A 13,373-nucleotide genomic window follows, 5' to 3' on the forward strand; every position below is an offset into this window, starting at 1 on the left:
AACCGCCCGCGAGATGGTATGCGGGACGCGTGCAAAGGAAGCCCGAGGTCTTGAGCGCAAAAGCCGACAGCGTGCCTGCGGGCGTGATCGATGCCAATTTGCCGGACATCGCGGCGTTGCAGCCGGCGGAAACCCTGCGCCGCCGCTGGCCCGCCATCGTGGGCGCGGTGCTCAGCCTCGCCATGTTGGTGATGCTGGGTCGCGAATTGCTGGACACCGGGCTTGCGGGTCTCAGCCGTGCGGCGCCCGATTCGCCCTGGTTCTATGTCGCCTTCTTCGGCCTGTACATGGCGGCGCCGACGGGTGACTTCATCATCTTTCGTCGCCTCTGGGGGATACCTTGGGCGGGCTTTGCGGCGCTCCACAAGAAGCGGATCGCGAACGATGTGGTGCTCGGATACTCGGGCGAAGCGTATTTCTACGCCTGGGCGCGCGCGAGGGCTAACCTGGTCGCCGCACCTTTCGGCGCGGTGAAGGACGTCTCGCTCCTCTCCGCGATCGCCGGCAATGGCGCCACCATCCTGCTTTGTGCGCTGGCGCTACCGGTCGGCTATCAGCTGATGCCACCAGGCGTGCTGAACGCGGTGGCGGGTTCGGCGGTGATTACCCTTGCCATCAGCCTGTTGCTGATCCTGTTTTCGAAGCGGGTCTTCTCGCTGCCGCGCCGTCAGCTTTGGCAGGTGTTCTGGATTCATTGTGCCCGCATCGCGGCCAGCTCGCTCCTTCTGGCACTGGCCTGGCACTTCGCCATGCCGGAGGTCTCCCTTTGGATGTGGCTGTTCCTTTCGGCCGCACGGCTGCTCGTTTCGCGCTTGCCGCTCGTACCGAACAAGGACCTGCTGTTCGCCAGCTTCGCGATCCTGCTGATTGGCCAGGGAGAGGCGCTCAGCGAGATGATCGCCTTTGTGGCCGCCCTTACCCTGGTGGTGCACATCGCCCTGGTGCTGGCGTTTGCGGTGGGAGCCGGTTGGACCGGGCTTCGGCTTTGGCGGCGCTGAAGTCAGTTCCTTTGCTCCTCGGCCTGCTTGCCCCGGCGGCGGCCCAGGCGCGCGTGCTTGGCAGCGACGCGGAAGCCTGTATTCAGCGTGACCAGCCGGCCATCGAAGTGGCGGTGCAGGGCCTGAAGGACCGGACAGGCAATCTGAAGCTGGAACTGTATCCGGCAACGGAAGCTGACTTCCTGAGGGATGATCGAGACCTGTTGGCCGAGGGCAAGTTCTTCCACCGTGTTCAAACCACGAGCCCGCAGGCGGGCCCAGTCACCCTGTGCATCAAGGCGCCCGCGCCGGGCCGGTACGCGCTGTTCATGACCCATGATCGGGACAATAAGAACAAGTTCAATGTGTGGACGGATGGCGCCGGCATCCCGTCCAACCAGCGGATTGGCCGATCAAAGCCGACACTGGCACAAGCCGTCGTCAATGTTCCGCGCGGCGTGGCACGAGTCACCGTCCGTGTTCAGTATCTCCGCGGACTGATCCCCAGCTTTGGTCCGGTCACCGACTGACATGCGCGTCGTCGACGTCAACGAATTCTACTCGCCAACAGGCGGCGGCGTCAGGACCTATATCGACCGCAAGATCGGCATCATGAACGAACTCGGGCACGAGCTGATCCTGATCGCGCCGGGGCCGGAGGAACGGATCGAGTATCGGCCCGGCGGGGGGCGGATCCACTTCGTCCGGTCGCCAAAAATGCCGTTCGATCCCAATTACGGCCTCTTCTGGGATCGCGCCGCGGTGACGCGGCTGCTGGACCAATATGATCCCGATGTGGTGGAATGTTCGTCACCCTGGCGCCCCGCCTGGTTCGTGGGCCAGTGGCAGGGCCGCGCGCTGAAATCCTTCTTCATGCACAACGACAATATGGCCGCCTATGCCCAGCGCTGGTTCGAAGGGGTGGCGAGCCATGACCGCATCGAGCGGGCGTTTGGCTGGTACACCCGCTATATGGCGCGCTTCCTCAACCTGTACGATCGGGTGGTCACCAATGGGCCGGCTCTAGCCAAGCGCCTGCAGGCGCGAGGGCTGCGGATCGACGCTGCCATGCCGCTCGGCATCGACCGCGGGCACTTCTCACCCGGCTTGCGCGATGGCGCGCTGCGGCGTGCGTTGTTGCGGCAATGTGGCCTGGACGAAAGCGGGCTGCTGCTCCTGGGTCTCGGACGCCATCATCCGGAGAAGCGCTGGCCCATGGTGATCGACGCTGTTGAGCGTGCCGGCGCCACCTTTCCCGTGGGGCTCATCCTGCTCGGGCAGGGGGTGGATACCGAGCGGATGCAGCGGCGCATTGCCGGCAGCCCGCATATCCGCCTGTTCCGCCCGGTTTACGACCGCGAGCGGCTGGCGCGCATCATGGCCAGTTGTGATGCGCTGATCCACGGATCGGAAGCCGAGCCGTTTGGGCTCGTTGCATCGGAGGCGATGGCGTCCGGGTTGCCGCTGATCGTGCCCGATTCCGGCGGATGCGCCGAAGTGGCGGACCCGCTGTGTGCCGAACTGTACCGGGCCCGCGATACGGTGGCGTGCGCCGATGCCATTGCCCGGATGCGTGCCCGCAATCCCCGCCTGCTGCGCCAGGCGGCCACGGCCGCAGCCGGCCGGGTGCGAACGGACCGGGAGCATACCGTGGAGCTTATGGCCTATTATGAAGCGGCGCTGGCCGCCAGGCGGAGCAAAGCGGCCTGAATCGGCGCAGCGCTGGCCACTATCTTCGACGGTAGATCGTCAGCGTCTCGCGGCCCAGTGGCCGATGAGCAGCAACGACATAGCGGCGCGCGATCGCTGCAGTCACGATGGCGCGAATTGCTGGCCGTTCCCCAATCGAGAGCGGGCGCATCACGATCACCTGCGGCGCCAGGGCGAGAATGCGGCGAACCTCCGCTTCCTGATCGACGCCGATCGCGCCCTGCTCCCGCGTGCGATACAGATGGCTGGGGAAGAGATATCGCGTCACACGGCACCGCGGAACAGCAGCGTAGATCTTGGGGGTGCCTGAATAGACCCACAGGCAACCCGGGCCATCGCCGATCGCATGGACCAGGCCTTCGAACTGAGCGGGGCCACCCCGGCCGAGCCGGTCGGCGACAATGGTGACCGTGCCGATCAATGCGGCCAGCCCCAGGGCGACCACTCGCCCGCGCTGACGAACGCCGAGGAAACCGGCCGCGCAGACCGCACCGGGCACAAAGGCCGGCAAGGCATAATGATCGAACCAGCCGCCGAAGACGACGATTCCCGCAACCGCGACGCTGAGCCAGCACAAGAGGAAGCGCTGCGCACCTGGCGCCACCTCGCCCTGTGGCTGATCGGCCACCTGCCCTCCCGCACCGTGGCGTACCGAATCGACCGCCATCACCAGCAACGGCAGCAGAAGCGCGGCGACCTTCAAGAAATTGCCCACTCGCTCGAGCGCAGGATCGGTTCGCCGGGCAGAAATCGACCGGAAGTTCGCGAAGGTGAAGGCGTCCAGATGACCGATCGCCGCATAATAGCCCGCAGCGGCAATGGTCGGCAGGAGCGCGAGCGTCGCGAGCCCCACGCCTCGTACCGCGACCCGGCCGATCGGACGGCCCGCGCGCCAATCCCGCGCCATGATCCAGATGCCGAAGAAGAGGCCCTCGAACAGCGCCGAATATTTCACCTGTAACGCCAAACCGACCAGCAGCATGGCCGCACCATCGCGCCAGCCGCTACGCGCCCGGTTACCGATGATCAGCAGCGCCGCACCGGCCATCAGCGGATTGTAGAAGACCGGTGACTGCCCCCCCTGTCCACTCGCCAGGTTGAGCCACAGGATGTAGGCGACGCCGCTCAGCGTGGCGCCCCGTGCCCAACCGCCGGCCTCGGCCAGACGGGCGATGATCCATGCCGTGATCACCACCGCGACAAGCGCCAGTGCCTGATAGGCGATGATGCCCCAGCCGAACGGCAGGGCGGCGGGGAGAAGATAGATCAGGAAAAGCCCGGGCGGCTTGCGATCCCATATATCGACATAGGGCAAGGCGCCGCCCCACATGTCGCGAGCGACGGTGAAGTAGAAATCCTCATCGACATGGACGATCGGATTGCCGAACGTCACTGCCCGTGCGGCGATCGCCATAGCCAGCAATAGCAACAGCCGGTGGCGATCAAGGGTGCCCAGGTTCATTGCCGGCACGCCTAAACACCCGCCTGTGGCGTGTCACCGCTCGCCGGCAGGTAAACCGCCCGGCCGTCCGGCAAACACGGCAGGATCATTTGCGCGAACAGTTTAGCCCGAAGTGGCCGATTGAAGTCTTTCGATCCGCGACAGGACGCATTATATATTCGTCGTTTGAAGCAACAGGAGAATTGACCATCCGTCCGCCCATGATGCGCCGGCCAATGCAGGCGCCGCCGATGAACGGCCCGCGATTCAACGAATGGATCCAGAGCCAAAAGGTCCGCGTGATCGATCACGAGGGCGAGAATCTCGGCGTGATGTACACCCGTCAGGCAATCGAGCAGGCCAAGGAAGTCGGGCTCGATCTGGTCGAGGTGTCGCCCAATGCCGATCCGCCCGTGGCCAAGTTCCTGGACGTCGGCAAGTACAAGTACGAGGCGCAGAAGAAGGCGAACCTCGCCCGCAAGAGCCAGAAGACGCAGGAGATCAAAGAGATCAAGATGCGTCCGAACATCGATGATCACGACTACGACACCAAGATGAAGAAGGTGGCGGAGTTCATCGGTGAAGGCGACAAGGTGAAGGTGACCATGCGCTTCCGCGGACGTGAGCTGAGCCACGGCCAGCTCGGCATGGCAGTTCTCCAGCGCGTGGCCGAACAGGTCGCCGAAGTAGCGAAGGTGGAAGCCTATCCGCGCATGGAAGGCCGCCAGATGCTGATGGTGCTCGCGCCGAAATAATTTTTCCGGATCGCCTGCGAAACGGCCGCGCCTCCAGCAGAGGTCGCGGCCTTTTTCATGTCTGACGTAGCGTCAACTGACACTTCAGACAGGGCCGCTACGGACCAATCGTGGCATCCGCGCGACACGCCGATCCCAAAAGTTTCCTGTGCAACAAAAAATTCTTTGCGCGCCGGACGGGCGGCCTAAAGGCACCGCTCCCATCGAACCACGATAATTATACCTACCGGAGAGCCCGATGCGTCGCGTTGCCTCGCTTTTGTCCACTGCCGTTCTTTTTGCCGCCCTTCCCGCACTTGCGCAGGAACAGCCGAGCCAGGACCCGACCGCTGCCGGGTCGGTTGATCAGCCCCAGGCCGCACCCGCCAGCGATACCGATCTGGGCGCCAACGAGCTGGGCGCAGGTGACATCGTCGTCACCGCCACGCGCCGCGCCGAGCGTCTGGCCGACGTGCCGATCGCCGTTTCCGCCGTCAGCCAGGCGGCACTGCTGAATTCGGGCGCCAACGACATTCGCGGCGTGGCACAGCTTGCCCCGTCGCTGCAGGTTTCCTCCACCGGCAGCGAAGCGAACGCCACCGCACGCGTTCGCGGCATTGGCACCGTGGGCGACAACCCCGGCCTGGAAAGCTCGGTCGCCGTGTTCATCGATGGCGTGTATCGCAGCCGCACCGGTTCGGGCCTGAACGACATCGGCGAAGTCGACCGCATCGAAGTGCTGCGCGGGCCGCAGGGCACGCTTTCCGGCCGCAACGCATCTGCCGGTGCGATCAACATCTACACCCGGATGCCCGACGACGAGTTCGGCGGCTATGTCGAGGGCACCTACGGCAATTACGACAACATCCGCCTTGCCGGTGCGATCACCGGGCCGGTGGTGCAGGACGTTCTGTCGTTCCGCCTGGACGGTGTGTTCAACAAGCGTGACGGCTTCCTGAAGGACGTCATCAACGACACCGATTACAACGATCGCAACCGCTGGTTCGTGCGCGGCCAGCTGCTGTTCGAACCGACCAGCGACCTCACCATCCGCCTGCTGGGCGATTACACCTGGCGTGACGAGAAGTGCTGCGGCGCAGTGTACGTCGACCTGCGCGAGAAGCTGGACCCGACGCCGGGCCAGCCGGGCGACTTCACCATCAACCCGAACGGCAACCGCATCGTCGACGTGCTGCGCAGCCTGGGCGGCGTCTTCCCGAGCGCGGGTGATCCGTACAACCGCCAGATCGCCAACTCGCCCGGTCGCGCTTATTCGAACGTGACGAAGGATTACGGCGGGTCGATGCAGGTCGACTATAACTTCGGCAACGTGTCGCTGACGTCGATCACGGCCTATCGCGAATACAAGGCCGGCAACGCCTCCGACATCGATTACGGCAATGTCGACATCGGCTATCGCGCCGATGATGGCCGCGCCTTCCGCCAGTTCCACACCTTTACCCAGGAACTGCGCCTGCAGGGTTCGCTGTTCGACGATCGCCTCGACTGGCTGGTCGGCGGCTATTACTCGAACGAAGACCTGGTCGTCGGCGACAACCTGCAGTTCGGGTCGCAATATGGCGCCTTCGCATCGTGCCGCATCGTTTCGACGATCAACCCGGTCGCTGCGCTTCGCAACCCGGCGGCTCCGGGCTGCCTTGGCACCTCGCTTGTCGCCCCCGGCACCACGGGGCGCGCAGCTGTGCTGGGCGGGCTCACCCAGGCACAGGTCGCCGCGGGCATCCCGCTTGCAACCGCCGTGGCGAACGCTGGCCTGATCGGCAGCAACCTCGATCGCCTGTCGACGCTGAACAACCTGGGCGACAACAACGCGCGTTATTACCAGGACAGCGAGAATTACGCGTTCTTCACGCACAATATCTTCAAGCTGACCGACACGCTGTCGATCACGGCCGGCCTGCGCTGGACCCATGAAGCCAAGAAGTTCCATGCGAACTTCAACAACACCAACACGGTCTGCCCGGCGCTCCAGGCGGGCACGGCACAGGGGGGCCTGGGCGGCCTGCTCGCCAACCCGGCGCTCGCCACGCTTGCCGGCGGCATCATCACGCTGGGCTGCACGGGCAACTCGTCCGTCACGCTCAACGGCCTGGATCTGCAGGACAACTTCAACGAAGATCAGTTCACCGGCACCGGCGTGATCTCGTGGAAGCCGACCCGCGACCTGATGGTCTATGCAAGCTATTCGCGTGGCTACAAGGCTGGCGGCTACAACCTTGATCGCTCGGATCTGGGTTCGGCGCTGTTCCCGCGCTCGTCGGCGAACGTCACCAACCTGCGCTTCGATCCGGAGCTGGTGGACAGCTATGAAGCGGGCATCAAGTACTCGACCCGTCAGTTCACGGCGAACGTCACCGTGTTCCGCTCAGACTTCGAGAACTTCCAGCTCAACACGTTCAACGGCACCAACTACGTGGTCGAGAACATCGGTTCGTGCGCGGACAGCCTGAACGGCGGCGACCAGGACGGTTCGGCAGCGACCGGCGTCTGCACCGGCGATGTGAAGCCGGGCGTGCGCAGCCAGGGCGTGGAAGTCGAGCTGGGCCTGTACCCGGCGCGCAACTTCGCGGTGAACCTGGGCTACACGCTGGCGGACACCAAGTTCCGCCGCAACCTGGTGGGCTCGGCAGCGGGCGCCGCGCTTGACCCGGCACTGTTCCTGCTCGCCGGCAGCCAGATGTCGAACGCGCCGCGCAACGTGGTGACGGGCTCGGTCAGCTGGACGCCGGAGATCGGCAGCTCGGGCATGACCGGCCTGTTCTATGTCGATGGCCGCATGACCAGCGACTACAACACCGGTTCGGACCTGTTCTTCGAGAAGGAGCAGGACGGCTTCTTCCTGATGAACGCCCGTATCGGCGTTCGCGGGCCGGACCAGAACTGGTCGATCGAGGCATGGGCACAGAACCTGCTGAACCAGGACTACCAGCAGGTCGCGTTCAACGCGCCGTTCCAGGGCGCAGGCAGCCTCGCGCAGACGATCCGTCTCGGCACGTCGCCGGCGAACCAGCTGTTCTCCGCGTTCCTTGCCGAGCCGCGCACCTATGGCGTGACCCTGCGCAAGCGCTTCTGATCGCTCAGGGGCGCGGGTAACGCGCCCCGCCAGCGCTTTCTCACCCCGGCTTCAGTCAATGCTGAAGCCGGGGTGTTTTTCGTTCATGGGATGGGTGTGGTGGCAGGTCGGGCCGTGCCCCCCTCGGAAAGCGCCGGTCAGGCGGGCGGCTCCCACAATTCGATCACGTTGCCCTCCGGATCTTGGAGGCGCGCAAAGCTGCCGGTTTCCGGAGAGCCCCATTCCGCGCGTGTTTCAACCGCAATACCCGACGCTCCGAGATCGCGGATCATCTCCGCAAGGCCGCTGACCCGAAGGTTGATCATGAAGGCGCGGTCGGCCGGAAAATAGTCGGTTGTGTCCTTGAACGGCGCGAATACGAAGGGGCCGCCTCGCGCTTGCCAGAACCACTCGCTGGCCAGCGCCGCCGGGTCGCCGCTACAGCCGGGGCCGACGTTCAGGTGATCGCGATACCAGGCGCCGAGCGCCTCTGGATCCCTCGCGCGGAAGAACAAGCCGCCCATTCCCAGCACTGGCATTGCCGTCTCTCCTTCTGGTCATTCCTGTCGACCTGATCAGGGCGGCGCACCGGGAGGGCGATCGTCACGCCGCCAGGTCGACCGCCCTGCCGGCCGCAGCGTCGAGCAGCCTTTTCTCCAGCGCCTTCAGCCGCGCACCAGTGGCGATCTTATCGCCGGTCAGATCGGTGATGTAGAAGGTATCGACCGCGCGCTCGCCATAGGTGGCGACATGGGCGGAATGGATCGTCACCTTTGACTGGAACAGCGCATGGGCGAGCTGATTGAGCAGCGCGGGGCGGTCGCGCGCATTTACCTCGACCACGGTGAAGCGGTTCGAAGCCTTGTTGTCGACCAGCACATTCGGCTCGATCCGGAAGGCGTCGGCACGCACCCGCGGCAGCGGCTTGGCCTTCAGGCGCTCCACCAGTTTGCCGCGATTGGCCAGCGCATCCTCGATCGCGGTCTGCAACCGGGCGAGCTGCTCAGGCTCGTCGAAGGGGCGACCGAACGGATCCTGGACGAGGAAGTTGTCGAGCGCCATGCCGTCGCGCGTCGTGTGGATGCGAGCGTCGATGATGTTCCCGCCAGCGACATGGATTGCGCCGGCGATACGGTAAAAGATGCCGGGATGGTCGGCGGCATAGACTGTAACCAGGGTCGCGCCGCGCTGGGCATAGACCTGTGCGTCGATGGCGAGCTGCGCTTCCCCGACGCCGGCAACGAAGCGGGCGTTGTGGGCCAGCACATCCTCCGGCTCGGCGATCCAGTAAGCCTCCGGGAAACGCCGCACATAGGTGGCCATGGTCGGCGCGTCCCAGCCTAGCGCCTCGGCCAGGGCGGCCTGCTTGGCGGCGATCCGCTCCTCGCGCCCGCGCTGCTTGTGGCCGAGGCGAAGCACCTCCTCCGCGGCCTCGTAGAGATCGCCGAGCAGCTGCCGCTTCCAACCGTTCCACGTCCCCGGTCCGACCGCGCGAATGTCGACGATCGTGAGAACCAGCAGCAGCCGCAGCCGCTCCGCCGATTGCACAACATCGGTGAAATCAAGGATCGTCTTGAAGTCCGACAAGTCACGCTTGAACGCGGTGGCGGACATCAGCAGGTGGTGACGCACCAGCCACGCCACCGTCTCGGTCTCGGCAGGCGTAAGGCCGAAGCGGGGACATAGCTGCTCCGCCACGGCCGCGCCCAGGATGGAGTGGTCACCGCCGCGGCCCTTCGCCACATCGTGCAGCAATACCGCCACGTACAGCACCCGCCGCGACACGATCTGCGGCAGGATGCCGGCTGCGAGCGGATGCTCGTCCGCGAGCTCGCCGCGCTCGATTCGGGCGAGGAGGCCGATAGCGCGGATCGTATGCTCATCCACCGTGTAATGGTGGTACATGTCGAACTGCATCTGCGCGACGACGCGGCCGAAATCCGGCACGAAGCGGCCGAACACGCCGGCCTCGTTCATCCAGCGCAGCACCGTTTCCGGCTCCCGCGGCGAGGTCAGCAGATCGAGGAACAACGCATTGGCGCGTGGGTCGCTGCGCACTTCATCCACCAGCTTCGCATCGCGGGTCGCGGCACGCATGGCCAGCGGATGGATTTCCAGCCCATGGAGATCGGCCAGCTGGAAGATCTCGATGAGGCGCGTGGGATCTTCCGCGAAGAAGGTGTCGTGCGGCAACGCAAGGCGGCCCCGATCGAGAACGAAGCCGTGAAGCTTGCCCGGACGGCGGCGCAGGCGCGGCAGGCCGAAGCGCCGACCGCGGGCGGCAAACAGATCATCAATATGCGCCAGGAACACTCCGGTGAGCGCGCCGACGGTTTTTGCCTGCAGGAAGTAGAATTGCATGAACCGCTCAACCGCGGCCTTTCCGGGCCGATCGGCATAGCGCATCCGCTCCGCAATCTCCCGCTGCATGTCGAACGTCAGCCGGTCCTCCGCGCGGCCGGCGGCAAGATGCAGATGGCAACGCACCGCCCAGAGGAAATTGTCGGCCCGGTTGAACAGGCGGTACTCGGCCGGGGTGAACAGCCCCTTGTCCACCAGCTGGGCGGCGCGATCGACGTCATAGACATATTTGCCGATCCAGAAGAGCGCGTGGAGATCGCGTAGGCCCCCCTTCCCTTCCTTCACATTGGGTTCGACGACGTAGCGGGTGTCGCCCATCTTGACGTGGCGCGCGTTACGCTCGGCCAGCTTGTCGGCGATGAACTGGCGCTCGGTGCCGCGTGTCACCTCGTTGCGGAAGCGCGCCAGCGATTCTTCGTACAACGCTTCGTTCCCGCACACGAAGCGCCCCTCGAGCAGCGCGGTCCGGATCGTCACATCGCCCTTCGCCTGCCGGACCATTTCGTCCAGCGAGCGAGAGGAATGGCCGACCTTCAGACCGAGATCCCAGAGGGCGTAGAGGATCGATTCGATCACCTGCTCGGCCCAGGGCGTCTGCTTCCAAGGCGTGAGGAAGCCGATGTCGACATCCGAGAAGGGCGCCATCTCGCCCCGGCCGTAACCGCCCACCGCCACCAGCGTGAGCCGCTCCGCCGCAGTCGGATTGCTGAGCGGATACAGCCGCTGTGTCACCAGATCGAACAACAGCTTCAGTAGCTGGTCGATCAGAAAGGCCTGGGCGTTGGCCGCTTCCAGCCCGCGCGACGGCCGTTCGCCGAGGCGCCGCGCGATTTCGGCACGGCCGGCATCCAGCGCGTCCTTCAGCATCGCCGTCGCCTTGCGACGAAGCAGCGCCGGATCATCCCGGTCCAGCGCAGCCAGTGCATCCGCGATCACGCGCCGATCGATGATCGCGCGGCGGTTCGGCAAGCTGTCAAAGCGCGTGTTCATGCGCTCCGATGTACGCGCCGCGCGAGGCAAGGGCCATGCCCTTGCCCATTACTCGTGCCGCAGGGCGTCGATGGGGTTGAGGCCGGCAGCGCGACGGGCGGGGAAATAGCCGAACACCACCCCGATTGCGGCCGCGATGGCGAACGCCACCACGTTGATCGAAGGATCGAACGTCCACGGCACCTGCATCAGCGGCGTCGCCACCGCGATGACGAGCTGCGCCAGCACCAGGCCGACCAGGCCGCCAAGCATCGACAGGACGACCGCTTCCACCAGGAATTGCATCAGCACTTCATTGGCGACCGCCCCGATGGCCAGACGGATGCCGATCTCCCGAGTCCGCTCCGTCACGGAAACGAGCATGATGTTCATGATTCCGATGCCGCCGACCACCAGGCTGATTGCTGCGACGGCAGCGACGATGCGGGTCAGCAACGTCGTCGTTCCCGTCAGCGTGTCGCTGATCTGCTTGGTATCGAAGATGTTGAAATCATCCTGCTTGGTGCCGGTGATGTTGCGGCGTTCGCGCAACAGATCGGTGATCGAGGCCTGCACCGCGCTGGTCGAATAGGCCTGGTCGACGCCGACCAGCATCAGGCGCACATCGCGGCTGCCGGTGAAGCGGCGCTGTACTGCCTTGATCGGCATCACCACGGTGTCGTCCTGGTCTCCGCCGAATCCGGCCTGCCCGCGTGCGGTAAGAACGCCGATCACGTCGCAGCTGATCGAGCCGATCCGCATCCGTCGACCAATTGCATCGCCACCGCGGAACAGGTTTTGCCGGACGGTATTGCCGATGATGCACACCGCCTTGCCCGCCTGCTCCTCCGCCGGTGTCCAATACCGGCCCTGCGCCAACGGCCAGGGCTGAACCACGAAGACCCCGTTGGTGGTGCCCTGAACCGTCGTCGACCAGTTCGCCCCTTCGTAGATAGCGGTCGCCGCGGTCGAAGCTTGCGGCGCCACTGCGGTGACGCCGGCGACCTGCTGCGCAATCGCCGTCACGTCTTCGGGATCAAAGTCCGGCGGACGCGGGCCGCCGCCGCCGCGACCGAAGCCCTGGCCGGGGCGGATCTGGAGCACGTTGGTGCCAAGCGCGGCGATCTGCTGCTGCACGGCGCTGGTGGTTGCCTTGCCCAGCGTCACCATGGCGACCACCGCCGCCACGCCGATAACGATGCCCAGGATCGTCAGGAACGAGCGAAGCAGGTGCCGGCGGATCGATCGCAGGGCGAGGATGAAGGTGGTGCCGAACACGCGATTACGACCCCTGCTGCAGCCGGGCGCAGCACAGCGGCGCCTGGCGGACGATAAGCGGATCGCCGCGGCGGGATGAGGAAGCAGCGCGCATCACGACACATCCTCCCCCATCCGGTGGTTCGCATCGATCCGTTCCACCAGCCCGTCCTTGAAATGAACCACCGTGCGGGCAAACGCAGCCATTTCCGGCTCATGCGTTACCATCAACACGGTGATCCCGCTGTCGCGGTTCAGCCCGGTGAGCAACTCCATGATTTCGACCGATCGCTCCGAATCGAGGTTGCCGGTCGGTTCATCGGCCAGCAGCACATCGGGCCTGGTGACGATCGCGCGGGCGATAGCGACACGCTGTTGCTGACCACCGGAAAGCTCCGCCGGGGTATGATCCCACCAGTCCGCCAGGCCGACCTTGTCGAGCGCCGCCATACCGGCGTCACGGCGGCTCTTGCGATCGTCGCCGCGGTACAACAGCGGGAGTTCGACATTCTCGAGCGCGCTGGTGCGGCTCAGCAGGTTGAAGCCCTGGAAAACGAAGCCGAGGTATTTGCGGCGCAGCAGCGCCCGCTGGTCGCGATCAAGCGTCTCCACATGATGGCCGCGGAACAGGAAGGTGCCGCCCGTGGGCACGTCCAGGCAGCCGAGGATGTTCATGGTGGTCGACTTGCCGGAGCCCGACGGGCCCATCACGGCGACGAAATCACCGGCGGCGATATCGAGATCGACACCCTTCAGCGCCTGGAACGCCGTTGGGCCACTGCCGTACACCTTGGTGACATTGCGGAGCGAGATGATTGGCCCCGTCATCCCGCCTGCGCCCCGTCTTCGGT

The 13,373-nt window shown here is 65.2% G+C and carries 10 protein-coding genes; 5 read left to right on the plus strand and 5 right to left on the minus strand.

The window, feature by feature from the left end; translation table 11 throughout:
- Positions 1–50 precede the first annotated feature (50 nt).
- Genes LQ954_RS11790 through LQ954_RS11800 form a run of 3 tightly spaced genes read left to right on the plus strand, consistent with a single transcriptional unit; the run spans position 51 to position 2,687 of the window.
- Positions 51–998: a hypothetical protein gene (locus LQ954_RS11790; RefSeq protein WP_231023298.1), complete on the plus strand. Its 948-nt coding sequence runs from the start codon at positions 51–53 to the stop codon at positions 996–998.
- Complete coding sequence (locus LQ954_RS11795) at positions 986–1,507, plus strand: DUF2141 domain-containing protein (protein ID WP_443026622.1); 522 nt, start codon at positions 986–988, stop codon at positions 1,505–1,507. Before LQ954_RS11790 ends, LQ954_RS11795 begins: the two co-directional genes overlap by 13 nt.
- A gap of 1 nt (position 1,508) precedes the next feature.
- The gene (locus tag LQ954_RS11800) at positions 1,509–2,687 is read left to right on the plus strand and encodes a glycosyltransferase (protein WP_231023299.1); all 1,179 of its coding nucleotides are present in this window, start codon (positions 1,509–1,511) and stop codon (positions 2,685–2,687) included.
- A gap of 19 nt (positions 2,688–2,706) precedes the next feature.
- Here LQ954_RS11800 and LQ954_RS11805 read toward each other — a convergent pair whose 3' ends face one another.
- Entirely contained in the window at positions 2,707–4,149 is a 1,443-nt protein-coding gene (locus LQ954_RS11805) for a DUF2029 domain-containing protein (protein WP_231023302.1), read from the minus strand.
- 200 nt (positions 4,150–4,349) lie between these two features.
- Between LQ954_RS11805 and infC the strand changes: the two genes are divergently transcribed.
- Both infC and LQ954_RS11815 read left to right on the plus strand, forming a co-directional pair.
- Positions 4,350–4,883, plus strand: coding sequence for a translation initiation factor IF-3 (gene infC / locus LQ954_RS11810; protein ID WP_088334327.1), 534 nt, complete (start codon positions 4,350–4,352; stop codon positions 4,881–4,883).
- Between the two features lie 238 nt (positions 4,884–5,121).
- Positions 5,122–7,956, plus strand: coding sequence for a TonB-dependent receptor (locus LQ954_RS11815; RefSeq protein ID WP_227772036.1), 2,835 nt, complete (start codon positions 5,122–5,124; stop codon positions 7,954–7,956).
- A 137-nt stretch (positions 7,957–8,093) separates the two neighbouring features.
- Here the strand turns inward: LQ954_RS11815 and LQ954_RS11820 are convergent, their stop codons facing one another.
- The 4 genes from LQ954_RS11820 to LQ954_RS11835 all read right to left on the minus strand — a co-directional run bounded on the left by LQ954_RS11820 (position 8,094) and on the right by LQ954_RS11835 (position 13,350).
- Positions 8,094–8,474, minus strand: a complete 381-nt coding sequence (locus LQ954_RS11820; protein ID WP_231023303.1) for a VOC family protein — start codon at positions 8,472–8,474, stop codon at positions 8,094–8,096.
- A 64-nt stretch (positions 8,475–8,538) separates the two neighbouring features.
- Positions 8,539–11,286 (minus strand): [protein-PII] uridylyltransferase, encoded by a 2,748-nt coding sequence (locus tag LQ954_RS11825; protein WP_231023305.1) that lies wholly within the window; start codon positions 11,284–11,286, stop codon positions 8,539–8,541.
- 48 nt (positions 11,287–11,334) lie between these two features.
- Positions 11,335–12,543: an ABC transporter permease gene (locus LQ954_RS11830; RefSeq protein ID WP_227772039.1), complete on the minus strand. Its 1,209-nt coding sequence runs from the start codon at positions 12,541–12,543 to the stop codon at positions 11,335–11,337.
- Between the two features lie 93 nt (positions 12,544–12,636).
- Complete coding sequence (locus tag LQ954_RS11835; RefSeq protein WP_227772040.1) at positions 12,637–13,350, minus strand: ABC transporter ATP-binding protein; 714 nt, start codon at positions 13,348–13,350, stop codon at positions 12,637–12,639.
- Positions 13,351–13,373 lie beyond the last annotated feature (23 nt).

The sequence above is a fragment of the Sphingomonas sp. IC-11 genome, assembly GCF_021043365.1.
Taxonomy (GTDB): Bacteria; Pseudomonadota; Alphaproteobacteria; order Sphingomonadales; family Sphingomonadaceae; genus Sphingomonas.

Excerpts from the sequence above, each read along its gene's own strand:
- LQ954_RS11825 (WP_231023305.1), bottom strand. The coding sequence starts at position 11,286 with ATGAACACGCGCTTTGACAGCTTGCCGAACCGCCGCGCGATCATCGAT.
- LQ954_RS11815 (WP_227772036.1), top strand. The coding sequence starts at position 5,122 with ATGCGTCGCGTTGCCTCGCTTTTGTCCACTGCCGTTCTTTTTGCCGCC.
- infC (WP_088334327.1), top strand. The coding sequence starts at position 4,350 with ATGATGCGCCGGCCAATGCAGGCGCCGCCGATGAACGGCCCGCGATTC.
- LQ954_RS11805 (WP_231023302.1), bottom strand. The coding sequence starts at position 4,149 with ATGAACCTGGGCACCCTTGATCGCCACCGGCTGTTGCTATTGCTGGCT.
- LQ954_RS11835 (WP_227772040.1), bottom strand. The coding sequence starts at position 13,350 with ATGACGGGGCCAATCATCTCGCTCCGCAATGTCACCAAGGTGTACGGC.
- LQ954_RS11820 (WP_231023303.1), bottom strand. The coding sequence starts at position 8,474 with ATGCCAGTGCTGGGAATGGGCGGCTTGTTCTTCCGCGCGAGGGATCCA.
- LQ954_RS11800 (WP_231023299.1), top strand. The coding sequence starts at position 1,509 with ATGCGCGTCGTCGACGTCAACGAATTCTACTCGCCAACAGGCGGCGGC.